We start from the raw sequence: 22,852 nt of genomic DNA, 5'->3' as shown, positions 1-22,852 counted from the left end.
ACAGCAAGTCAAAGATAGATACTATATAGTATACTATATATTTGAGGTAAATATGAAGCCAAAAGATGAAATAACTAGAAGTCTTCTTATCGATAGAAATACTTGGGACGAATCAATGAAATACTCAAGAGGACGATACAAAATGAGTTTAAGTAAAGTCATAGAGTCACTTCTACAAGAATGGCTAGCTAAAGAGAAAAGAAAGCCTTTAGATGATGAAAGACAAGGTAAATTTTTTAATTAATATTCTTAAATTTACCTAGCATAAGCCCTATTTGGTGCAGAGCTTTCGTCATAATCTAAAAGTTTTAAAATACTTTTTTTATTCATCTTTCTTGCAAAATCAACAGCACTAAAGCCCTTTACATCAACAGCTTCCTTATCTACACCCTTTTGTAAAAAAAGTTCTGCTATTTCTGCCCTTCCATAACAAGCAACCCCCATCAAAGGAGTAAATCTACTTCTTCTGTTTGTTCTATTTACATCTATACCTTTGTCTATCATATAACGAACCAACTCGATAGAGTTAAATGCAATAGCATTATCTAAGATACTAACACCTTCATCATCAAACTCATCTATATCAGCACCATTATCTATTAGTAGCATTAACAAATCCATATCACATCTTTTTTGAAGTGCGTATGCTAAAACAGACTCTCCACTTTCATTCATCTCATTTACATTTCCACCATCTCTGATGAATTTTTTAACACTTATAAAATCATTATCTTTTAAATATTCTATCCATTTATCCATAATGGAAGTATATATAAAACTTTATTAGTACTTTTTTAGTATAATCCCAACATAAAATTACTTAAGCGAGAATTCATGGAAATCATACAAACAACAGATGCCTTTAAAGCATTGATACAAGATATAAAGTCAACAACAGATGGATATAGAGATCCTTTGGCATTTGGTATATGTAGAGTAGATTTAGGTCAGCTAAATGTAGAAAAAACTCTTCAAGCAACTTACCCCCTTATAAATTGGGATGAAAATTTTGGCAGTGCGACTATTTTTGTAAGAGCGTTAGCAGAGCAAGGTAAAGAGGTAGATTTTTCAAAAAGTGAAATTGTTTTTGATATTAATCTAGAATTTTTAAGAAATTGTTTAAAAGCTTTTACTCCATATTCTGATGAAGCTTACGGAGATGCTCACAAAAACATACAAGTTATTTCTGCACTTTATGCACAAATAGTGAATAGTGGAAGTTTTGAGGGAGAATTTAAAGTAACATTTATTTTTGATGATGCTCCATTGCAAAGTGTTGAGGCAACTTATCTTAAGTTGTATGCACTTTCTCAAGCAAAAGTTCCTCTAAGAGATTTAAATCTGGATGGTGCCTTCGGAGCACTTCCAAATGTTGCTTGGTCAAGAGGTGAACCAATCGAACTTGAGTATTTAAGAGAGTTTGAAATAGAGTTAAAACTTGCAAATGAGTATCCGCATATCGATTTTGTTGATAAATTTCCAAGATTCTTACAACATATCATTCCTCAAGACAACACAAGAATACTAGATACTTCTAAAGTAAGATTTGGTGCACAACTAGCTGCTGGAACAACAGTAATGCCTGGTGCTTCATATATCAACTTTAATGCAGGAACTACTGGTTCTGTTATGGTTGAAGGTCGTATTTCTTCTTCTGCTATCGTAGGAGATGGTTCTGATGTTGGCGGTGGAGCGTCTATACTTGGCGTACTAAGTGGAACAGATGGAAATCCTATCTCTATTGGTAAAAATACACTTCTTGGAGCAAACTCTACTTGCGGGATTCCTCTTGGAGATGCTTGTATCATAGATGCTGGTTTATCTATTTTAGAAGGTACTAAAGTTGGCATCTATCCAGCGGAACTTAAAAAAATCATGGAAGTAAATACAAACACCAATATGAAAGGCGAAGTTTTCAAAGCTAAACAACTAGCATTTTTTAATGGTATCCACTTTAGACAAAATTCAATGACAGGTGAAGTTACAGCTTCTCGTTCAACAAGAGAAATTAAATTAAACGCTGATTTACACTAAATTTCTTACATAAACTTACTTTTAGTTTCTTAATACTATAATGAATATTAGGTAAAAGGAGTAAGTTTATGAATATCTCAAATAACATTTCATCAATACAAGCTCATCAAACTATGATGAATACAAATGCAAACAATATTGCAAATGTAAACTCCACTGGCTATATACCTTCTGACACAAAAATTATAAATCAAGAAAATTCTGTATCAACCCACACTAGAAAAGCAGATAACAATGGCTCGACAAATTCTCAAACTGACTTAAGCAAAGAGTTACCAGAACAAATAGTCATCGAAGATGCAACTGAAGTTAATGTGACGGCTATTAAAACGCAAGACGAGATGCTTGGCACACTTTTAGATATAAAGGCTTAGTCCTAGCTATTGCGTTAAAATATTCATACTTTGTAAATTTTTTAAAATCTCAGACTCTTTATCAAAATCATCAATATTACTTCCTACTTTTAAAGTACTAAAAATAGCTTTTCCAACAACTACTCTACCCTCTTTACCTTCTTTATTTGTTTTAATGCCCCAAACATTATGAAAAATAATGATTTCCCCATTAAAAATACCTACATATAAAACAATATGCCCTTTTTTATATAAAAGAGTTTCAAACGGAACGGCTTTTTCTTTGATTATTTTAATTTTTTCTTCATTATTTAGATGCTTTAGTGAAATGATTTTACCAACTTTTGCTTGTTGAGATGAGTTTCTAGGTAGCCAAATTCCAAAAGGCGCATATAAGTCACGAAGCATTGAAGAGCAATCTCTTTGTCCGTAGATGCCACCCCAACCATAATTAGATTTAAACATTTCACTCATTATGTTTGTGAGCGCTTTTTTATTTAAACTTAAAACATCTTTTGTTGCGATACTTTTTGATATTTCAACTCTTTGAAACATCGCTTTAGTGTTTTTGTATGAAGAGATAGCTAAAGCTTCATATTTATTTTCATCTTCAAATATGATGGCTAACATCATTCCTATTTTTGAGTGAAATAAGAAAGTTCCATCTTTAGAATAAAGAGGGATATTTTCTTTTATAAAAAAAACTTGCTGGGCTTTTTGCCAAGCATCTACATGTTTTTGCGATAAAAAAACCATTTCACTTGATTTTATCCAACCAGAAGTAAAACTACTAAAAACATATACCCACTCTTTATCTTTTGAATAGTGGGAAACAAATAGTGGTTTGTTTGCATGAAGTGTGCTATTTTGCAAATAATCAAAAGGAAAACCCTCTCCTGCGATAGTTGGGTCTTTAAGTAGTGGTTTAATCGTCGGGAAAGCTCTTATATTTACTTCCCTTAAAGTTATTGCTTTTTTATTTAAAGTTGCGTAATCGCTAAAGTTTGCATTTTCTAACATCTCATCAAAAAAATCTTGTTTTAATAACGCAAAATTTTCTCCATAACTAGTACCAACTTTATAGGAATAAAATGGCCATTTAACTTCTTCTACACTTTCTCTTGGCTTAGAGTTGTTCCATACATTAAAGTAGTACTTTTCATATTTTTTTTGAATTTTGTATATTCTTACACTTAAGTTTAAATCTTTTGTAAAAAAATCCACATCTTGAGGAATAAATTTTAAATCAGATATTTCTATATTTTTCTTTGTTTGTTTCTCTTTTATATTTTCTTTTACTTTAACTTCTGATGAAGAACATGCACCAAACAACAACGCTATAAAAACTAAAACTATATATTTCAAATTATTTTTTCCTATATTAATCAACATCACCAAATCTACAAACAACTCTTCCAATTACCTCTATTTCATTAGGGTTAAGCGTTTGAGTTGAGTAAACTTTATTGTCAGATATTATATCTATTTTTCCATCTATTCTTTTTTGAACACGCTTTATAAAGAGTCCAGCTTCTGTTCTGACAGTAAATATACCGCCTCTTTGAAGGTCAGTTTTTGCTCTATTTATAAACACTATATCATTATAACTAAAAGTAGGTTCCATAGAATCACCAGAAACATTTATGGCTTCAATATTTTTTATATCTTTATCTCCGCCAAGCATAAAAACAAACTGCTCTGGAATCTCAAGTTCTTCTATCTCTTCGCATTGCTCATCTGTTCCGCCACCAGCACTTGCATTAACATCACTATAGTATTTAATCATATAGTATTTATTTGTAGCCTCTACAAGACTCTCAGGTGACTGACCATACAGCATCCAGTTTATTGATATACTTCTCAATGCACAAAAATCCATTAATTCACCAAATGGAACCTTATTTCTTTTTTTCATTGTTGCAAAGTTCATTTGAGATACACCAAGTATATCAGCTACATCTTTGTCAAATATTTTCTTAGAATTATACTCAGCAGATACAATGCTCTTAATCTCTTCAACTATTTCCAAAAAACTTTTCATTACATTTCTCCTACATTTTTTTAAATTATAATACATTTTTGAAAGAATGTCAAAGAAAGTATGACAAAATGTCATACTTTTTAGTAATTTACTAAAAAAATTGTAATATTTTGTAAATTAAATAAAGGATATGAAATGTCAATCATTATTATTAACGCTCAAAGCCTACTTGAAAGGTTTGAGAATTCTATTGAAATGTGGGCTAAAAAGTTTTTTAATCTTTAAGTTCGTCTTTTTCTCGTTTTTCGTATTTACTTTTGTGGTAACCACCTAAAATAAAAATCATAAATAATACAAAAAGTATCATCATTATTGCATTCATTATCCACATTATAAACTTCCTTTAAAACTAGTGTAATTTTGTCTTATAGCGTCATATAAAACTATACCTGTACTTATTGCTAAGTTTAGGCTTCGCCCCTCATTAGTCATTGGGATAGTTATATTTTGCTCTTTGTATTTGTTTAAAATCTCTTCTGGAATTCCTGCTGTTTCACTTCCAAAAAATATAAAGTCACCATCTTTAAACTCTGCTTCAAAGTATGGTCTGTTCGTTTTTGTTGTTGCAAAGTGTGCGTTATTTTTTATGTCGTTGTTATCAAAAAAATCATCTATACTTTCCCAAACATGCAAATCTAATTTGTCCCAATAATCAAGCCCTGCACGACGCACAGCTTTTTCATCAATATCAAAAGCAATAGGTTTAATGAGATGCAAAGAAGCACCTGCATTTACACACAAACGCCCGATAGCACCTGTGTTATTTGGAATCTGAGGATTTACTAAAACGAGATTAAACAAGTGAACTCCTAAAATATAACTGTTTTGTTTGCGTAAACAAAAATTCTATCTTCAAGTGCTAGTTTAAGTGCGTGAGATAGAACCACTTTTTCTGCATCTTTACCAGAGCGTTGCATATCTTTCCAGCCATAAGCATGATTTACATGTATAACTTCTTGAGCAATAATTGGACCTTCATCAAGGTTGTTATTTACAAAATGAGCAGTAGCCCCAATAATTTTTACACCTCTATCATAAGCCTGTTTATAAGGGTTTGCACCTATAAATGCAGGTAAAAATGAGTGATGGATATTTATGATTTTATGCTCATAAGTTTCAACAAACCTAGGAGTTAAAATGCGCATATATTTTGCCAAAACAATATAATCAACACTCTCAAAAGAATCTATACATTTTATGATTTTTTCTTCATGTTCTGGACGCTCACAACCTTCATGTGAAATACAAACAAAAGGTATATCAAATTTGTTTACTAAAGATTCTAGTTTATCGTAGTTAGATATAACAGCCACTATATTAGCATCTAGCTCCCCTGCCTCATGACGAATTAAAATATCTCCTAGTGCATGTAGCTCTTTTGTTGCCATTATGATTATATTTTTCTTTTTAGGTTTTACCACTCTTACACTGGCACTTTGAGGCAATGTGTTCTTAATAGCGTCACATAAACTATCAGCATCTATATCTCCCTCAACAACACTTCTCATAAAAAATTTATTATTATCTCTATCAACAAACTCACTATTTGAGATTATATTTAAATTATTGTTGAAAAAAATTGTAGATACTTTATAAACTAAACCTTTCTCATCATTTGCATCTATTAATACTATATATTGACTCACGCTTTTTTTCCTTTTTCTAACTCTTGTGTTCTTTGTTCTATGTTTGCTAAAGCGTACTCTAAAAAATTAAGAGTCATATCTAGCTTAGCTTCTATATTTGTATTGTTTGGAGCTTGAAAACCTTCAAACAATACAAGAAGTCTTTCTTTCATTGAATTTAAAAAAAATATTTCTCCATCAGTTGTAGGAATAATTATCTCTTGTATTTTTGGTGTTAGTTTTGATCGAGTCATCTGAACTTGTTTGATTTTTTTTGGCTTTATTGAACTACTTAAAACTTTTTTAGTCATTTCATTATCTTCCATCTCTGCCAATGTTGATAATATTGCATCTTTTAATTCCATTATTTTAATAACCACCTTTCAAATTCATTAAATTCAACATCTGCTTCCATTTTTAGAAAAAACTCTTTCATTTGCGTATTTACATTCAAAAACTTTCTTCTCTCTCCAGATAATCTTTTTATAGCGATTTTTGCTTCACTATTTGTAGGGTTTTCTTTTAAGATATTTTTGTATATATCCAAGGCTTCATCTTTAAGTCCTTGAAGCTCATAAATATTTGCTAGTGTAAGAGTTTGCATCTTTGTTTAAAATCTATTTTGAGATATAGTTGGCAATGATAGAGCCGATTTCACTAGTTGAACAAACTTCTTTAGCATCAAATTGTGCTAAATCTTGCGTTCTATAACCTTCTCTCAGCGTTCTCTTTATTGCTGCATCAATTTTATCTGCTGCCTGAGCTTCATCCAAAGAATATCTAAGCATCATAGATGCAGATGCAATAGTAGCAATAGGATTAGCTATACCTAAACCTGCAATATTTGGAGCTGAACCATGAATAGGCTCATAAACACCTATTTTAGAACCTATAGATGCTGATGGTAAAAGACCGATAGAACCAGATAGCATACTAGCTTCATCACTTAATATATCTCCAAAAATATTTCCTGTTAGCATTACATCAAACTGTTTTGGGTCACGAATAAGTTGCATCGCCGCATTATCAACATACATATGACTTAGTTCAACTTCTGGATACTCTGCTGAAATTTCAGTAACAACATCTCTCCAAAGTTGAGAAACATCTAAAACATTTGCCTTATCAATAGAGCAAACTCTTTTGCTTCGTGTCATTGCAATTTGAAATGCTTGATGTGCGATACGCGTAATTTCTGATCGAGTATAAACCATAGTGTTCCAGCCCTTATCTTCATCACGACCTTTAGGCTCACCAAAATAAAGACCACCAATAAGCTCACGAACAACCATCAAATCAACACCTTTAATCACAGATGGTTTAAGCGAAGATGCATTTATAAGTTCATCATAAACGATAGCAGGACGGAGATTTGCATAAACACCAAGCTCTTTTCTAAATCTTAAGAGTCCACTTTCTGGTCTTAACTCTCGAGCAAGATTATCCCATTTATCTCCACCAATAGCACCAAAAAGTACAGCATCTGAGTTAAGTGAAATATTGATAGTTTCGTTTGGAAGAGGGTTTCCTGTCATATCGTAAGCGATACCACCCATAAGAGCCTCTTCATACTTAAAATGAAAACCTGAACAAGCTGAAACAGCATCTAAAACCTTCACTGCCTCATCTATTATTTCAGGACCTATCCCGTCACCTTTTATTATTGCAATTTTATAGTTTTTCATTATTTACCTTTAATCTCATTTTGTGCAAAGTTCATTAATCCACCAGCATCTATTAGTTCTTGCATAAACTCAGGAATAGGACTAAATTTATATGTTTTATTTGTTGTTTTATTTGTGATTGTTCCAGCATTCATATCTACGCTCACTTCATCACCTTCACTAATCTCACTACTTTGTTCAAGTTCAAAAATAGGAAGACCCATATTAAAAGCGTTTCTATAAAAAATTCTTGCAAAAGTTGGAGCGATGATAGCAGCAACTCCAGCAGCTTTTAGTGCTATGGGAGCGTGTTCTCTTGAACTTCCACAACCAAAATTATCGCCAGCTACTATGATGTCGCCTTTAGCCAGTTTACTTACAAAGTCTGGAGCAGAATCTTCCATAACATGAAGTGCTAGTTCTTCTGGTACAGAAGTATTAAGATATCTCGCAGCTATAATTAAATCCGTATCAATATCTTTTCCAAATGTCCAAACTTTTCCGCTAATATTTGCTTTTTGCATATAAATTCCTAGATTTTATATAATATTTTGGGATTATATCCAAAATGATATTTCAATCATATAAAGTAAGATTTTTTGACCATCACATAGTTATCAAGTTCACAAATACTTATAATAATTAACTTATTTTTAATCAAAAAAGGAGTATTGTTCCATAAATTCCCCAAAAGAGTTAAATCTTGGGTAAAAACACAAAAGGATGTATACATGAGTGACCTTATTGAAGGGTTTTTAGGTAAGTCTGTGGATGGTAAAAAGAGTAGATTACCAGCAAAGTTAGATTATATTCAAAGTGCAACAGGGTTGTTTTTAGGTTTATTTATGTGGGGGCATATGTTTTTTGTATCAACAATTTTGATAAGTAAAGACTTTATGTACACACTTACAAAGTTTATGGAAGGAAGTATGTTTTTTGATGAGCCTAAACCAGGTTTAGTATCTCTTGCTGTTGGTACTATTTTTATTATATTCATCATTCATGCTGCTATGGGGTTAAGAAAACTTCCAGCAAACTTTAGACAATGGCAAATTTATAGAACTCACATGAAAATGATGAAGCATGACGAAACTAGCATGTGGTTTATCCAAGCTGTTACTGGTTTTTCAATGTTCTTCCTTGGTTCAGCTCATTTATTCCTTATGTTAACTCAACCTGGCACAATTGGACCATACGGTTCAGGCGACAGAATGTTAACACTGTGGCCTTTTTATCTTATGCTTCTTTTTGCAGTAGAACTACATGGAAGTATAGGTCTTTATCGTCTCTGTATTAAGTGGGGATGGTTTGAAGGTGAGGATGCAAAGAAAACAAGAAAAACTTTGAAAAAAGTAAAATGGATAATAACTGTCTTTTTCTTAGTTCTTGGTCTTGCTACTCTTTTAGCATACTTAAAAATCGGTATGGACCATTCAGATAGAGCGGGTGAAAGATACCATCCAACTACACAAATAGAAAAAAATTATAATGTAAACACAGAGGTAAAAGCATGAATGTAAAATATTGCGATGCGTTAGTAATCGGTGGTGGATTAGCAGGTCTTAGAGCTGCGGTTGCTTCACAGTCAAAAGGTTTAAGTACAACAGTTTTAAGTCTTGTTCCTGTTAAGCGTTCTCATTCAGCTGCTGCTCAAGGTGGTATGCAAGCGAGTTTAGGTAACTCTAAAATGAGTAGAGGTGACAATGAAGATGTTCACTTTGCAGATACTGTAAAGGGAAGCGATTGGGGTTGTGATCAAGAAGTAGCTCGTATGTTTGTTACTACTGCACCAAAGGCTATTCGTCAATTAGCTGCTTGGGGAGTGCCTTGGACAAGAATCACAAAAGGTCCAAGAGAAGTTGTAATGAATGCTGAGAGAACTACTTTAGTTGAAGATGAAGAAGTGCATGGTTACATTCACTCCCGTGACTTTGGTGGAACTAAAAAATGGAGAACTTGTTATACAGCAGATGCAACAGGTCATACAATGCTTTTTGGTGTTGCTAATGAAGCTTTAAAGCACAATGTAAACATTGAAGACAGAAAAGAAGCCATTTCACTTATACACGAAAACAATCGCTGTTATGGTGCAATCGTAAGAGATTTAGTTACTGGTGAGCTTAGTGCTTATGTTGCAAAAGGTACTTTAATCGCAACTGGTGGATATGGAAGACTTTACAAGCAAACTACAAATGCTGTTATTTGTGAAGGTATCGGTGCAGCAATCGCTCTTGAAACAGGAATAGCAACACTTGGAAATATGGAAGCTGTACAATTTCACCCAACACCAATCGTTCCATCAGGAATCCTTCTTACTGAAGGTTGTCGTGGTGATGGTGGTATTCTTAGAGATGTAGATGGTTACAGATTTATGCCAGACTACGAACCAGAGAAAAAAGAACTTGCTTCTCGTGATGTTGTAAGTCGTAGAATGCTTGAGCATATTAGAAACGGCAAGGGTGTTAAATCTCCTTATGGTGACCACTTATGGTTAGATATTTCTATCTTAGGTCGTGAGCATATTGAAAAGAACTTGCGTGATGTTCAAGAAATTTGTCAAATTTTTAATGGAATTGATCCTGCTGATGAAGGTCCAAAAGGTTGGGCTCCAGTTCTTCCTATGCAACACTATTCAATGGGTGGAATTAGAACAAAAGCAACAGGTGAATCTCAAAAACTAGATGGACTTTTCTCTTGTGGAGAAGCTGCTTGCTGGGATATGCATGGTTTTAACAGACTTGGTGGAAACTCAGTTAGTGAAACAGTTGTTGCTGGTATGATTGTTGGTGATTATTTCGCTGATTTTTGTTCTTCTAATGACATAGATATTAGTTCAAAAACTCTTCAAGCAAGTATTGATGATAAAGAAAAATATATGCATGACCTTGTTAATAAAGAAGGTAAAAATGATATATTTGAAATTAAAAATGAGATGAAAGCTATCATGTGGGACAAAGTTGCGATTTTCCGTGATGAAGAAGGTCTTACAGAGGCAGTTCATAAATTAGAAGAACTTTATAAAAAATCACTTGATGTTAAAGTAGAGTCAAAAACTCTTTGCGCTAATCCTCAACTTGAAGAAGCGTACAGAGTTCCAATGATGCTTAAACTTGCTCTTTGTGTAGCTCTTGGTGCAAAAGAGAGAAAAGAAAGTCGTGGTGCTCACTACAGAGAAGATTACCTAAAGCGTGATGATGCAAACTGGTTAAAAAGAACTCTTGCTTCATGGAATGAAGGTGATACTTTACCAACTCTAACTTATGAAGACTTAGATATTATGAAAATGGAAATGCCTCCAGCATTTCGTGGTTATGGTGCAAAAGGTATGATGATTGAGAATGACTTAAGTGTTAAGCGTCAAGAAGAAGTAGATAAGATGCGCGAAGATATGGAAGCAGATGGTAAAGATAGAATCGAAATTCAAGATGCTATTATGCCTTTTGAACTACAACCAATTTTTAAAGCTGAAAATGAAAGACTTGGAGATAAAAAATGAGCAGAACAGTAACTATAAAAGCATTAAAATACAACCCTAACTCAGTAGCATCTAAGCCTCACATGGTTGAGTATAAGCTAGAAGAAACTGAAGGAATGACTCTATTTATTGCTCTAAGTAAAATCAGAGAAACAATGGACCCAGATTTATCTTTTGACTTTGTATGTCGTGCAGGTATCTGTGGAAGTTGTGGAATGATGGTAAACGGAACTCCTCAACTTGCTTGTCGTACTCTTACAAAAGATTATGATGATGGCGTTCTTGAACTTTTTCCAATGCCAGCTTTTAAACTTCTAAAAGATTTATCAGTTGATACTGGTAACTGGATGAATGATATGAGTAAAAGAATCGAGAGTTGGATTCATACAAATGAAGATGTTGATATCTCAAAACTAGAAGCTCCATCTGACCCTAAGATTGCAGAAGAAGTTTTTGAAATCGATCGTTGTATCGAATGTGGTATCTGTGTTGCAGCTTGTGGAACTAAGCTTATGCGTCCTGATTTTGTTGGTGCTGTTGGACTAAACAGAGTAGCAAGGTTCTACGCTGATCCACATGATAATAGAACTGATGAAGATTATTATGAGCTAATTGGTGATGATGATGGTATCTTTGGTTGTATGTCACTACTTGCTTGTGAAGACAACTGTCCTAAACACTTACCGTTACAAAGTAAAATAGCGTATATGCGCCGTAAACTAGTAGCACTTCGTTAAAACTTACCTAAAGGATGATATGAATTTATCATCCTTTAAAAAGAGAGTCCATGCATATAATAAATGATTTTTTTCTTCTAACTTGGAAAGAAGATGCAAAACAACTGTTTTCGAGTCTTGGTGATATTAAAACATTTTTAACATCTACTTTAAAATCAAATCACGAAGCTTTTTGTGATTATACTTCCATCTTACTTATCGTAACTCCATCAAATATAGATAATTTTTCAGATATATCTGAGGCACGAGAGGCTATGAAGTTTCTTGTTGGTCTAAATGAATGGGATAAGCAAAGAGTTCAGTATATTCAAAAAGAGCTTCTCTTCTTTTTAAATGCAAATGGCAATATCAAACTAAATAAAGAGATACAACAAAGATTTGACAGACTAAGAAAAGAAAACATTATAGGTTATGAAATAAGTAGACGACTTATAAGCTTATTAGCTCTCATAGAAGTAAAAGAAGAAGAAATTCAACCCATTCATGTAGTAAAAGCTAAAACTGGTTCAAACTTCTTTGAAAGTGCTTTAAACTCACTCTGTACTGCGGTTGATAATCTAAAAAATGGCGTAGAAGATGAGTATCTGTATGAACGATTAACAATCATACCTAAAAAGATAAGAAGTGAAAAATTTTCTATCGGAATAACAGGTGTTATGAATGCTGGTAAATCTACACTTTTAAATGCTCTTTTGGGCAAGGAGATATTGGGGACTTCTGTTATACCTGAAACAGCAAATTTAAGTATTATAAAGTACGCAAAAAAACCAAGTGCAAAGGTTAACTTTTGGACTAAAAGTGAATGGGAAAATATAGAAAAAAGTGCCCTTACTCTTGAGAGTATGAAACCTTTTATAAAAGAAACAAAAGAACACTTCAAAGATAATTTGAATACCTATATTACAAGTGATGGTTTTAGTGCTAAGATAAGCATAGACGAACTCCCTTCTTATACTTCAGCAGAACATTCAGGTAAAAAATGTAACTTAGTTAAAAGTGTTGAGCTATACACAGATTTAAAGTTTGTGGAAAATGGAGTAGAAATTGTTGATACTCCCGGATTAGATGACCCTGTAATCCAAAGAGAAGAGATAACAAAAGGCTATCTTTATGAGTGTGACTTGATGTGTCACCTAATGAATGTAAATCAATCAGCGACACAAAAAGATATAGAGTTTATAACTGACACCCTGCTCTATCAAAGCATTGCGAGACTCTTAATCGTTATAACTCGCATAGATACCGTAAGTAAAAAAGAGCTAGATGAAGTTATTGAATATACAAAACAAAGTATAAAAACAAAACTTAAAAATTTAAATAAAGAAGCACAATTTAATTCAATAATAAATAAGATTGATTTCATTCCAATTGCGGGGAAAATGGCACTTATGCATCGCATAGGTAAAGGTGAAGAAGCTACAAAAATCGGCTATCCACTTGAAAAAACAGGAATTTTAGAAATTGAGAGTTATCTAAGTGATGTACTTTTTGGAGATAATTCACAAAAGGCTCTTTTAGTAATAGAGTCAAATACAAAAGAACTCATAGTCATAGCAAAAAGTTCACAAGAAACTTTAGAGATAGAGAAAAAACTACTAGGCAAAAGTGCTAGTGAGATTGAAAATGAGCATACGAAATATCAAGAAGAAATAGTAGAAATAAAAACAAAAATCACAAAACTTAATCAAGATATAAATGAATCAAAAGAAGAGTTGATAAGCTACTTCTCAACTCTTAAAAATATGTCTAAAAATAAGATGACTTCCTTGCAAAATATTATAAAAAGAAGAGTCTTAGATGATGTATCTTATGAGATACGAAAAAACAAAACAAAACCTGAGCAGAGTAGAATATCCTCTATCATAGAAACTGGCATAAAAGATGGTTTTATTGATTTGCTTCGAGATTATAGATACCAATTTCAAAAAAGATGCAAAACTCTTTTGAAAAAATACAAAGAGATTTTGAAGAATTTAAAGAAGCTGATGATAACACAGGAGATGCAAAAGAGTTTTTTGAAAAACATTTTGGAGCCTTAAATCTAGTAAGCAGCAACTTAATCTTAATAGAACAAGTAAATAGTGCCATCAAATCATCTTCAAAAAAAGATATAGATGCCTTAGATAAGAAGTGTGAAGAATTTTTCACTCAAGCTTTTAATGACTTATATGAAAAATTTAATAAAAAAATAAAAAAAATAAATATTGATTTAGTTAACCAGTTTGAAGCAACTTGTAAAGAACCTGTTAAAAAGATAGAGTTTGATATGAACACAAAAGAAGAAAACATAAAAAAAGCTAGACAAAGAGTGCAAGACAAGTCCTTTGATACCGCTAAAAGATTATCTAATATTGAGCAAAAAATAATGTTAATTCAAAAAGTCACAGATGATTTAAAACATCTTGGAGAAAATTCATGAGTAAGTTAGATCTGTTTATCGCCTCTTACAAAGATAAATTTATTGAAATCACTCCAGAGTTTGATGAAAATCTTTTAGGACTAATCAAAAAAACAAGTTACGCTATGCTTGATGAAAAAATGTCACCTAGCAAAGAGTTGCGAGATGCACTTTTGAAACTAGAAATCAGAGCTAAAGAGCCTATGAAGGTTGCTATTACAGGACAATTTTCTAGTGGTAAATCAACTTTTTTAAATGCGCTTCTTTCAAAAAACATACTACCAACAGGAATAACTCCTGTTACATCAAAAGTAAACTATATACGATATGCTGATGAATTAAAAATTCGCATACGATATAAAGATGGACGAGATGAGTATCAAAGTGTTGAAAATATTTCAAAGTTTACTGACCAAAGAGAAGTTGTAGAGGAGATAGAATACCTAACCCTTTATGTTCCACTAGAACTTTTAAAAGATATAGTTTTTGTTGATACTCCGGGTCTTAATTCTCAAGCCATTACTGATACAACAACAACGCAAAGAGTGCTAAAAGAAGTAGATGGAATCATCTGGTTATCTCTCATTGATAATGCTGGTAAACTTAGTGAAGCAAAGGTTTTAGAACAGTACCTAAATGAGTATCAAGGAAAATCACTTTGTGTTTTAAACCAAAAAGATAAGTTTGAGCCTTCTCAAGTTCAACAGAGTGTTGAGTATGTTAAAAAAAGCTTTGGGGAGTATTTTAGTGATGTTATTCCTATCTCAGCGATTCAAGCACTTGAATCAAGAAGTCATGATAAAAACACACAAACTCAAGAAGAACTTGAAGAGTTTTTAAAATCACTTTCAACTAGTTTAAAATCTTCTAACTCAATTAATATTCAAAAAGAGTATGAAAAGTATCAACAAAAAATAGAAAGTATTTTGAGTAGTGATTTGAGTAAAAATATAGACCTACTAAAAGAGTCTAATATCGAACTTGTTTTAAACTTTATTGATGAAAATATTCGCCCTTTGGCAAACAGCTCAAAAGATTTTGCTATAAAAAAAGATATAGACTTGATTTGCACAGATTTAATAGAGCAGCATAAATTATTTTTAAAAATCTACAATGAGCTAGATGCAGAACTTAAAGAGTTTGAAGTTGAAGCAGATGAAAAATTTGCAGATTTGAAAAATAGATTTACAAGAAAATTAAAAGACGCTTATAGTAGAATAGAAGAAATCATAGACACTATTGCCAATGATATATATAATCACATCGAACAAGTCACCAAAACTAGATACTCCAAACAAAAAGCAGGCTTATTGAAGAACAAAACTGTATTTGAACCTGTTGAGTACAAAGTATCTAAAATTGCCTCAGACGCTATTTATAAGCATCTGTTTTATGATGATGATATCGTCGGAAAAATGTTTAAAAAATATGTTCGGAATTTAAAAGAGATTCAAGATGAAGTGAATGAAAATAATGCTTTAGTTTATGAAATGCTTAAAAAGAAAATCAGAAGATGGCAAAATCCATATGAGTTTATAAGAAAATCAAAACAAGTTGATTCTGATATAGAGTTTGCTAATATTCGTAAATTTGCGTCTAAGGCTTATGAAAACATACTAAAACCATATAGTGATGAAATCCACTCATCTTATGCAAAAATAAGCTCAGAGTTTAATCATTTAAGTTCTGCTGTAAGTTTTAACTACCAAAATGCAACTGGAGTTTGTGTTGGATTTTTAGAAAAAAAAGTTGAGCAGTCTATAGAGCTTTATGAACAAAATCCTACAAAATTTTCTCTTTATCAGCCAAAACTACAAGAGATAAAAGAAAGGTTAAAGATTAGTTTTCATCTGTATGAACTTCAAAATATGATGAACACAAACAATACATTTTTAAATAAAAACTACGATAGATTAGTGGAAGAGTTTAAGCATATAAACAGTGAAAAGCATGACTTTTTACAACAAAGAAAAGAGCGTCATAACAAAAATATAAGTATTTTAAAAGAACTACGAATCAGTTGAGTTTAAAGCCACTCTCGTGGCTTCATTAATCAAACCTGCTGAGTCCTCTGAATCCTTTGGATAGGTACTTTTACCTATTTTTATATCTATCTTTATACTACCTTTTGCATCTACAAAAGGCTCTTTGAAAGCATTTAAAATTCTCTCAAATAAGATATCAGAATTTTTATCTTCTAAATACTCGTTAAAAACAATTAAAAAACCATTTTGTGAGATGTGAGATAGCATATCTTCATCACGAATAGACTCTAAAAGCCTATCCCCTACTTCAACTATAAATTCATTGGCTCTTTGCTCATTTCTTAATTTTACTTCTTGAAAATTCATAACTTTAACAACAGCTAATAAAAAATATTTTTTTATGTCTGTGCGCTCTTGATATTTGTTCACTTATAACTATATCAATATTACTTCTGTTTGGTAATTCTGTAACTGGATTATAGTATGCTTTTTTAATTAGGATAGATTTGTTTTCGTCATACCTTTTTATGGTACGACTTTGATGAAAGTTAAAGTAAAGACTAGTAAAAAGTAAAACTACTAATACAGATATAATATACATCATCATCTTAAGCTCTTTATGTTTTAAACTGCTCTAGTTTAGTAGAAAGTTCATCTGTTAAGCTATTTAGATGTTCAGCCGCACTTGCTATCTCTTCAACGCTTCTTGCATTTTCTGAAGATATAGAATTTATCTCTTTTATACCATCAACTATTTTATTTAGTTGATTTCCTGTAATTTCAAAATCTTCAACAACTTTATCACTTGCTACAGTAGCTTTATGAACTAATTCTGTTGTTGAATTTATTTTACCTTCAACATCTGTTGATATACCAGACAACTCTTCCATCTGCTTAGAATTTGCATTCATCTCATCACTAGCAGATGCTGTTGATTGAACAATTACATTAATAGTTGCATTTATCTCAGCCAATGATTTTTGAGTTCTCTCAGCTAGTTTTCTTACTTCATCAGCAACAACAGCAAAACCTCTCCCATGTTCTCCTGCTCGAGCAGCTTCTATGGCAGCATTTAGTGCAAGTAAATTTGTTTGTTCTGCAATATCAGAGATAACAACAAGAACATCTTTAACTTGTTCTGTGTCGCGAGAAAGCTCTTCTATTTTCATAGCTAGTTCAATTTCTGATTCAACACTTCTTTGAACTTTTGATGTAAGAATTATAATTTCATCTCTAGCATTATTTAACATATCATTAGCTTCAAGCATCTCTTGTTTTGATTCCAGTGCGTCGTTAATGGCAATTTTTATTTGCTTTTGTGTACTTGAAGCATTTTCAGTTGTTTCATCTACAATTTTTACAGATTTTTCAACATTTGAGCCAACTTGAAGAGCAGTAACTGAAAGTTCATTTGATACAGATGAGTTCTCAAAACTTGATTTCTTAGCCCCATCTACGCTATCATGAACCTTTCTTATAAATTCATTTATGTAATCAGCAACATCTTTTATCTCATCTGTACTATTGATAATAATTCTTTTAGTTAAATCACCCTCACCTTTTGCTAAATCTTTAGTTATACCAAGTATGCTTCTGATCGGTCCTACTATTATTCTATCTGCTATAAAACTAACTATTAAACCAATAATTATTGCTAAAACTAAAGAGGTAATAATTATTTTCATAGTTAAAGCCGTTATTTGATTATTTGAATCTTGACGCATCTGTTGTACTTGAGCCTCAATATTATCAATATATTCTCCAGTACCAACTATCCAATTCCACTGCTTAAATAAAATAACATAAGACATTTTAGGTACTGGTTTGTCTGAGTCTGGCTTTGACCAGCTATACTCAACCATTCCTTCTCCCTTAGCTTTTGCTACTCTAACCATCTCATTAAAGAGATAAACACCATTAGGGTCTTTTACTTTTGACAAATTTTTTCCATCAAGTGCTGGTTTTATCGGATGCATAACCATTTTAGGAGCTGTATCGTTTATCCAAAAGTATCCACTTTTTCCAAAACGCATAGCAGCTATTGTTTTTAAAGCTTCTTTTTTCATACCCATCGTAACATCTGAAACATAAGCACCCGTTCCAATTATCCATCCATAAGGTTTAAACTTTTTAACAAATGAAACTTTTGGTTGTGGTTTTTCAAAGCCAGGTTTTGCCCAGTGATAGTCAACAACACCTTCTCCTCCTGATTTTACCGCTTTAACCATGTTATTAAAAAGATAAACACCATTAGGGTCTTTAAATCTTGAAAGGTCTTTTCCATCAAGTGCTGGTTTTATTGGATGCATTATCATTCTGGAGACACTATCGTTTATCCAAAAATATCCACTTTTTCCATATCTAGCAGATGCTACTATGGATTTTAGATATTTTTGAAGTTCTGTTTTTGACATTTTGTTTTTATTTTGATTGTAAGCTTTTGTGATTATTCCAAATAAAAAGTTAGTTTGACCTTTAAGATCAGCTTCAACCTCTTTTTTTATTTTATCTGCTGCTGTTCTTTTGTAAAATGATTCAATAGATTTAATAGCAACACTTACATAGTTTTTAAGTTCATGCTCTTTACTAGCATAAGCTTCTTTTTTATACTTGACAATATTGGCTTCTGTCATAGCATTAATATTATATACAGACTGTAATATAATAGCTATAGAAACAGCAATAATTGTAACAATGATTAAAACAATAATTTTCATTTTAACAGACATAACAACTCCTTTCGTATGATATTCGGGCACCCAATTTTTTAAAACTTTTTTCATTGTATCATAAAAGTATCACGAAAGGTAATAAAAATAGTAAATTTAGTTAAAAATTGTACTATCTTTTGAGGTTATTTGTTGTTTGTAACATTTCATCACTTGTTGTGATAACTTTTGAGTTAGAATCATAAGCGCGTTGTCCAGTTATAAGGTCTGTTAATTCAACAACTAACTCAACATTACTAAGTTCCACAAAACCTTGTCTAAGTATGCCTAAGCCATCTACCCCTGGAGTTCCTTCAACTGGCTGACCAGAAGAGTCTGTTTCTAGATACAAGTTATCTCCAAGAGAGTGAAGTCCTGCTGGGTTTATATAGTTTGTAGTTAATATTTGTCCAACAACTGCTGCTTGAGTTTGTCCTGGTTGAATAACTGTAACTGTTCCGTCAGTTGCTATACTAACATTTGTTGCATCTTCAGGTATCACAATTTGAGGAACAAGAGTATATCCATCACTGTTTACCATTGTTCCGTTATCATCTATCTTAAAAGCACCATTTCTTGTATAAACTTCTGTTCCATCTGGAAGTTCAAGTTTAAAAAACCCTTTACCTGTTATGGCAATATCTAGTTGATTGTTAGTTTGCTTCAGGCTTCCTTCTGAAAATATTTTGTTAATTGCTGTTGGTCTTACACCAAGTCCGACTTCTATACCAGTAGGACTTTTTGTAACATCACTTGTAGCAGTTCCTGCATAAGACATAACCTTATACATCAAGTCAGAAAATTCTGCACGAGATTTTTTAAACCCTATTGTGTTTACATTGGCAATATTATTTGCTGTTGTATCTATCTGTGTCTGCATCGCCAACATTCCTGTTGAAGCAGTATAGAGTGATTGCATCATCTTAAAATCCTTTTGTCTATTTTTCCCGCAAAGGAACAAGTCCCTTTACTCCGCTTGCGCCACTGAGGCGACTAAAGTTACGCTTTTCTTGCTATTTTGTTAATTGCATCGCTATTCATATCGTCCATTTGTACTTTCATAGCTTTTTGGTACATTTCAACTAAACGATTTGTTTCTATCATCTGTGTCATCATTTTTACAGCATTTACATTACTCTTTTCAGTAAAACCTTGCAAAACTGCCCCTGTTTCTTCTAAGCTAAATAAGTCATCCATCCCATCATATCGATAAAGTCCATCTGCTTCTTTTTTCAAAAATGCAACATTATCAGGATTTGCAATAAAAAGCTTAGATGCTAAAACAAGATTTGTACTATTTGGAATGTTTTTATATAGTTGACCATTTTTGTCAACTTCTATGATATTTTCATCTTCATTAAATTCGATATTTCCACCTGCTTCAAAATAATCGCTAGGTAAAACTTCATGACCCTGTTTTGTTACAAGTACTCCATCTTCATTTTTAGTAAAAGAACCATCTCTTGTAAGTCTTACACCTTGAGGAGTTTTTACCAAAAAGAATAATCCTTCTCTTGAAAGCGCGAAATCCATTGGATTATCTGTGAGTTGCATATTACCAACAGAGTGGTTTGTATAAGCATCTACAACCTGAGGCGCCTTTGTTATTGTTCTATTTAAAAAAGCTGCACCATTTTCACTATGATTATCATGAGGTAACTTATCTCTTGCTTCTTTATATATACGCATAAAATCGCCTACAATTAAATTATCTTCCTTGAAGCCAACGGTATTAACATTAGCAAGATTATTGGCGATAGTATCCAAACGATTAAACTGAGTAACCATTCCTGCTGCCGCGCTATAATATCCACTTTGCATAAAATCCCTTTATTTAGCAATATTTTTTAATGTTCTAGCAAACTATGTTCCAAAAAATAATATATGAAATTTAAGACTCATTTAATCTGTTTTCGGTATAATCCACTCTTTAAAATAACTTAAATACTACACTTACTAAGGACTTCTTTTATAATGACAGCAAAAGAACTAAACAAAGCTATTGATTCATTTTTTAGCGAACGAAAATCAAAAGATTGCGCAACCTACGAATCTTTGATAGAACTTTTTGAAAAACAACCAACTACTTCACAAGCAAAAAATATATTTAATTTAATGACAAAGCATAAAACTTGTCTTTATACTTCAAGTGAACATGCAAAAAAATTAAATGATAAAGAAGCAAAAGCAAGACAAGATGCTCAAAGAAAAATGCTTGCAAATAACGAGTCTGACAAGTTTGACATACTCAAAGAACATGAACTATTAGAGTGGTCTCGCTCTGACTCTCCTGTTCGTATGTATCTTCGTGAGATGGGACAAATCCCTCTTTTAACAAAAGAAGAAGAGATAGAAATAAGTAAAAAAATAGAAGGTGGAGAGAGTATAATTATAGATGCTATCTGCTCTGTTCCTTATTTAATAAAATTTATCTTGGACTACAGAGAACCTTTAATCAATCGAGAAAGAAGAGTAAAAGAGCTTTTCAAAAGTTTTGAAGATGAAAAAGAAGATACTGATGATGGTGTCGATGCACCAGAAACCTCTCCTGAAGATGAAAAGAAAGTTTTAACAGCAAAAGATAAAAATAGAGTTGAAAAAGTTACTTTTTGTTTTAAAGCATTAGAAAAAGCAAAAAAAGACTGGTTAAAAATATCTGAAAAAGCTCCTCAGGGTGTAGATATAGAGATTACCCAAGATGTTGTTCATTATTTTCTTAGCATGACATTTAAAAAAGCTGTTTTAAAAAATAAACTACTAGATTTAGGACCAACATCTAAACTTATCAATGAACTTGTTAAAGCTATGGAAACAGCACTTAAGAGTGATGATGGTTTTGATAAAGAGCTAAAAAGACTAGAATATAAACTACCACTTTTCAATGCGACACTAAAAGCTAATCACAAAGTATTGGTAGATAAAATCCAAGAGCTTAATAAAGAAAATATTGCCGGAATGGTTCCAGAAGCAACGATGGTTAGCACATATATGGAAATTAAAAAACTTGTTCAAACAAAAGAGGCAAGTAAAAATAGTTTTGATATGGAACCCGACAAACTTTCAGATATTTTAGAGCAAATAAAACGCGGAAAAAATATTAGTGAAATTTCTAAAACTAAAATGGCAAAATCAAATCTTAGACTTGTTGTTTCTATCGCTAAAAGATATACAAACCGTGGATTACCTTTCCTTGACCTTATTCAAGAAGGAAATATTGGACTTATGAAAGCAGTTGATAAGTTTGAATATCAAAAAGGTTATAAATTTTCAACTTATGCAACTTGGTGGATTCGTCAAGCAATTAGCCGTGCTATTGCTGATCAAGCTAGAACTATTCGTATCCCAATTCATATGATTGAAACTATTAACCGTATCAATAAAATCATGCGTAAACACCTTCAAGAACATGGTAAAGAGCCTGATGTAGATAAAATTGCTGAGGAAGTTGGCTTGTCTGTTGAGAAAGTTAAAAATGTTATTAAAATCACAAAAGAGCCTATCTCTCTTGAAGCACCTATTGGTAACGAAGAAGATGGTAGGTTTGGTGACTTTATAGAAGATAAATCTTCAGTATCTCCAGCAGAATCAATCCTAAAAGATGACTTAAGAGCTCAAATAGAAAATGTGCTAGAGCAGTTAAATGAAAGAGAAAAAGCTGTTATAAAACTTCGTTTTGGAATCATGGACGATGAAAGCGATAGAACACTTGAAGAAATCGGAAAAGAACTTAGTGTTACTCGTGAACGCGTTCGTCAAATAGAATCAAGTGCTATTAAAAAACTAAAACACCCTAAAGTTGGTAGAAAACTTAAAAGCTATATAGAAGAGTAAA

At 32.2% G+C, this 22,852-nt stretch carries 23 protein-coding genes; 10 read left to right on the top strand and 13 right to left on the bottom strand.

Going from position 1 to position 22,852, the window contains the following annotated elements; translation table 11 throughout:
- Window positions 1-52: 52 nt before the first annotated feature.
- Window positions 53-244 carry a hypothetical protein gene (locus MOV50_RS12815; protein ID WP_321778292.1) on the top strand — a complete coding sequence of 64 codons (192 nt, stop codon included), beginning with the start codon at window positions 53-55 and terminating at the stop codon, window positions 242-244.
- A gap of 11 nt (window positions 245-255) precedes the next feature.
- Here MOV50_RS12815 and MOV50_RS12810 read toward each other — a convergent pair whose 3' ends face one another.
- A complete protein-coding gene (locus tag MOV50_RS12810) occupies window positions 256-759 on the bottom strand; it encodes an ankyrin repeat domain-containing protein (RefSeq protein WP_321778291.1) in 504 nt (167 codons plus the stop codon).
- Window positions 760-834: 75 nt separating this feature from the next.
- On the opposite strand from MOV50_RS12810, the gene MOV50_RS12805 reads away from it, so the two are divergent.
- A complete protein-coding gene (locus MOV50_RS12805) occupies window positions 835-2,034 on the top strand; it encodes a tetrahydrodipicolinate N-succinyltransferase N-terminal domain-containing protein (protein WP_321778290.1) in 1,200 nt (399 codons plus the stop codon).
- A gap of 68 nt (window positions 2,035-2,102) precedes the next feature.
- The gene (locus MOV50_RS12800) at window positions 2,103-2,408 is read left to right on the top strand and encodes a flagellar basal body rod C-terminal domain-containing protein (RefSeq protein WP_321778289.1); all 306 of its coding nucleotides are present in this window, start codon (window positions 2,103-2,105) and stop codon (window positions 2,406-2,408) included.
- A gap of 6 nt (window positions 2,409-2,414) precedes the next feature.
- On the opposite strand, the gene MOV50_RS12795 is transcribed toward MOV50_RS12800, so the two are convergent.
- From MOV50_RS12795 to MOV50_RS12760, 8 genes are all read right to left on the bottom strand, one after another.
- On the bottom strand, window positions 2,415-3,752 hold the full coding sequence (locus MOV50_RS12795) for an SH3 domain-containing protein (protein ID WP_321778288.1): 1,338 nt from the start codon (window positions 3,750-3,752) through the stop codon (window positions 2,415-2,417).
- 16 nt (window positions 3,753-3,768) lie between these two features.
- Window positions 3,769-4,428 carry a LexA family transcriptional regulator gene (locus MOV50_RS12790; RefSeq protein ID WP_321778287.1) on the bottom strand — a complete coding sequence of 220 codons (660 nt, stop codon included), beginning with the start codon at window positions 4,426-4,428 and terminating at the stop codon, window positions 3,769-3,771.
- 330 nt (window positions 4,429-4,758) lie between these two features.
- On the bottom strand, window positions 4,759-5,229 hold the full coding sequence (locus MOV50_RS12785; protein ID WP_321778286.1) for a tRNA (cytidine(34)-2'-O)-methyltransferase: 471 nt from the start codon (window positions 5,227-5,229) through the stop codon (window positions 4,759-4,761).
- 8 nt (window positions 5,230-5,237) lie between these two features.
- Window positions 5,238-6,074, bottom strand: coding sequence for a formyltetrahydrofolate deformylase (gene purU / locus MOV50_RS12780; RefSeq protein ID WP_321778285.1), 837 nt, complete (start codon window positions 6,072-6,074; stop codon window positions 5,238-5,240).
- Window positions 6,071-6,418 carry a CiaD-like domain-containing protein gene (locus MOV50_RS12775; RefSeq protein WP_321778284.1) on the bottom strand — a complete coding sequence of 116 codons (348 nt, stop codon included), beginning with the start codon at window positions 6,416-6,418 and terminating at the stop codon, window positions 6,071-6,073. Before MOV50_RS12775 ends, purU begins: the two co-directional genes overlap by 4 nt.
- Window positions 6,418-6,657, bottom strand: coding sequence for a tetratricopeptide repeat protein (locus tag MOV50_RS12770; protein ID WP_321778283.1), 240 nt, complete (start codon window positions 6,655-6,657; stop codon window positions 6,418-6,420). Before MOV50_RS12770 ends, MOV50_RS12775 begins: the two co-directional genes overlap by 1 nt.
- Window positions 6,658-6,670: 13 nt before the next feature.
- A complete protein-coding gene (gene leuB / locus MOV50_RS12765; protein WP_321778282.1) occupies window positions 6,671-7,738 on the bottom strand; it encodes a 3-isopropylmalate dehydrogenase in 1,068 nt (355 codons plus the stop codon).
- The gene (locus MOV50_RS12760; RefSeq protein ID WP_321778281.1) at window positions 7,738-8,241 is read right to left on the bottom strand and encodes a 3-isopropylmalate dehydratase small subunit; all 504 of its coding nucleotides are present in this window, start codon (window positions 8,239-8,241) and stop codon (window positions 7,738-7,740) included. The genes leuB and MOV50_RS12760 overlap by 1 nt, the downstream gene beginning before the upstream one ends.
- Window positions 8,242-8,448: 207 nt before the next feature.
- Between MOV50_RS12760 and MOV50_RS12755 the strand changes: the two genes are divergently transcribed.
- Genes MOV50_RS12755 through MOV50_RS12730 form a run of 6 tightly spaced genes read left to right on the top strand, consistent with a single transcriptional unit; the run spans window position 8,449 to window position 16,351 of the window.
- Window positions 8,449-9,231: a fumarate reductase cytochrome b subunit gene (locus tag MOV50_RS12755; protein ID WP_321778280.1), complete on the top strand. Its 783-nt coding sequence runs from the start codon at window positions 8,449-8,451 to the stop codon at window positions 9,229-9,231.
- Window positions 9,228-11,213, top strand: coding sequence for a fumarate reductase flavoprotein subunit (locus tag MOV50_RS12750; RefSeq protein WP_321778279.1), 1,986 nt, complete (start codon window positions 9,228-9,230; stop codon window positions 11,211-11,213). Before MOV50_RS12755 ends, MOV50_RS12750 begins: the two co-directional genes overlap by 4 nt.
- A complete protein-coding gene (locus tag MOV50_RS12745; RefSeq protein ID WP_321778278.1) occupies window positions 11,210-11,929 on the top strand; it encodes a fumarate reductase iron-sulfur subunit in 720 nt (239 codons plus the stop codon). Before MOV50_RS12750 ends, MOV50_RS12745 begins: the two co-directional genes overlap by 4 nt.
- Before the next feature lie 50 nt (window positions 11,930-11,979).
- The gene (locus tag MOV50_RS12740; RefSeq protein WP_321778277.1) at window positions 11,980-13,968 is read left to right on the top strand and encodes a dynamin family protein; all 1,989 of its coding nucleotides are present in this window, start codon (window positions 11,980-11,982) and stop codon (window positions 13,966-13,968) included.
- The gene (locus tag MOV50_RS12735; RefSeq protein WP_321778276.1) at window positions 13,860-14,348 is read left to right on the top strand and encodes a hypothetical protein; all 489 of its coding nucleotides are present in this window, start codon (window positions 13,860-13,862) and stop codon (window positions 14,346-14,348) included. The genes MOV50_RS12740 and MOV50_RS12735 overlap by 109 nt, the downstream gene beginning before the upstream one ends.
- On the top strand, window positions 14,345-16,351 hold the full coding sequence (locus MOV50_RS12730; protein ID WP_321778275.1) for a dynamin family protein: 2,007 nt from the start codon (window positions 14,345-14,347) through the stop codon (window positions 16,349-16,351). Before MOV50_RS12735 ends, MOV50_RS12730 begins: the two co-directional genes overlap by 4 nt.
- Here the strand turns inward: MOV50_RS12730 and MOV50_RS12725 are convergent.
- From MOV50_RS12725 to MOV50_RS12710, 4 genes are all read right to left on the bottom strand, one after another.
- Window positions 16,337-16,741 (bottom strand): diguanylate cyclase domain-containing protein, encoded by a 405-nt coding sequence (locus MOV50_RS12725; RefSeq protein ID WP_321778274.1) that lies wholly within the window; start codon window positions 16,739-16,741, stop codon window positions 16,337-16,339. The two genes, MOV50_RS12730 and MOV50_RS12725, sit on opposite strands and share 15 nt — an antisense overlap.
- A 188-nt stretch (window positions 16,742-16,929) precedes the next feature.
- Window positions 16,930-19,041, bottom strand: a complete 2,112-nt coding sequence (locus MOV50_RS12720; protein WP_321778273.1) for a methyl-accepting chemotaxis protein — start codon at window positions 19,039-19,041, stop codon at window positions 16,930-16,932.
- 112 nt (window positions 19,042-19,153) lie between these two features.
- The gene (gene flgG, locus MOV50_RS12715; protein WP_321778272.1) at window positions 19,154-19,942 is read right to left on the bottom strand and encodes a flagellar basal-body rod protein FlgG; all 789 of its coding nucleotides are present in this window, start codon (window positions 19,940-19,942) and stop codon (window positions 19,154-19,156) included.
- Window positions 19,943-20,019: 77 nt separating this feature from the next.
- A complete protein-coding gene (locus MOV50_RS12710; RefSeq protein WP_321778271.1) occupies window positions 20,020-20,841 on the bottom strand; it encodes a flagellar hook-basal body protein in 822 nt (273 codons plus the stop codon).
- 153 nt (window positions 20,842-20,994) lie between these two features.
- Here MOV50_RS12710 and rpoD point away from each other — a divergent pair, with 153 nt between their 5' ends.
- Entirely contained in the window at window positions 20,995-22,851 is a 1,857-nt protein-coding gene (gene rpoD / locus MOV50_RS12705; RefSeq protein ID WP_321778270.1) for an RNA polymerase sigma factor RpoD, read from the top strand.
- Window position 22,852: the final 1 nt, after the last annotated feature.

It is taken from the genome of Sulfurimonas sp. (genome assembly GCF_029027585.1).
Classification (GTDB): domain Bacteria; phylum Campylobacterota; class Campylobacteria; order Campylobacterales; family Sulfurimonadaceae; genus Sulfurimonas.
This window is presented reverse-complemented; position numbering and strand designations above follow the sequence as displayed.

Coding starts and splice junctions, on each gene's coding strand:
- MOV50_RS12815 (WP_321778292.1), top strand. CDS start 53: ATGAAGCCAAAAGATGAAATAACTAGAAGTCTTCTTATCGATAGAAAT.
- MOV50_RS12810 (WP_321778291.1), bottom strand. CDS start 759: ATGGATAAATGGATAGAATATTTAAAAGATAATGATTTTATAAGTGTT.
- MOV50_RS12805 (WP_321778290.1), top strand. CDS start 835: ATGGAAATCATACAAACAACAGATGCCTTTAAAGCATTGATACAAGAT.
- MOV50_RS12800 (WP_321778289.1), top strand. CDS start 2,103: ATGAATATCTCAAATAACATTTCATCAATACAAGCTCATCAAACTATG.
- MOV50_RS12790 (WP_321778287.1), bottom strand. CDS start 4,428: ATGAAAAGTTTTTTGGAAATAGTTGAAGAGATTAAGAGCATTGTATCT.
- MOV50_RS12775 (WP_321778284.1), bottom strand. CDS start 6,418: ATGGAATTAAAAGATGCAATATTATCAACATTGGCAGAGATGGAAGAT.
- MOV50_RS12770 (WP_321778283.1), bottom strand. CDS start 6,657: ATGCAAACTCTTACACTAGCAAATATTTATGAGCTTCAAGGACTTAAA.
- leuB (WP_321778282.1), bottom strand. CDS start 7,738: ATGAAAAACTATAAAATTGCAATAATAAAAGGTGACGGGATAGGTCCT.
- MOV50_RS12760 (WP_321778281.1), bottom strand. CDS start 8,241: ATGCAAAAAGCAAATATTAGCGGAAAAGTTTGGACATTTGGAAAAGAT.
- MOV50_RS12755 (WP_321778280.1), top strand. CDS start 8,449: ATGAGTGACCTTATTGAAGGGTTTTTAGGTAAGTCTGTGGATGGTAAA.
- MOV50_RS12750 (WP_321778279.1), top strand. CDS start 9,228: ATGAATGTAAAATATTGCGATGCGTTAGTAATCGGTGGTGGATTAGCA.
- MOV50_RS12745 (WP_321778278.1), top strand. CDS start 11,210: ATGAGCAGAACAGTAACTATAAAAGCATTAAAATACAACCCTAACTCA.
- MOV50_RS12740 (WP_321778277.1), top strand. CDS start 11,980: ATGCATATAATAAATGATTTTTTTCTTCTAACTTGGAAAGAAGATGCA.
- MOV50_RS12735 (WP_321778276.1), top strand. CDS start 13,860: ATGCAAAACTCTTTTGAAAAAATACAAAGAGATTTTGAAGAATTTAAA.
- MOV50_RS12730 (WP_321778275.1), top strand. CDS start 14,345: ATGAGTAAGTTAGATCTGTTTATCGCCTCTTACAAAGATAAATTTATT.
- MOV50_RS12720 (WP_321778273.1), bottom strand. CDS start 19,041: ATGTCTGTTAAAATGAAAATTATTGTTTTAATCATTGTTACAATTATT.
- flgG (WP_321778272.1), bottom strand. CDS start 19,942: ATGATGCAATCACTCTATACTGCTTCAACAGGAATGTTGGCGATGCAG.
- MOV50_RS12710 (WP_321778271.1), bottom strand. CDS start 20,841: ATGCAAAGTGGATATTATAGCGCGGCAGCAGGAATGGTTACTCAGTTT.
- rpoD (WP_321778270.1), top strand. CDS start 20,995: ATGACAGCAAAAGAACTAAACAAAGCTATTGATTCATTTTTTAGCGAA.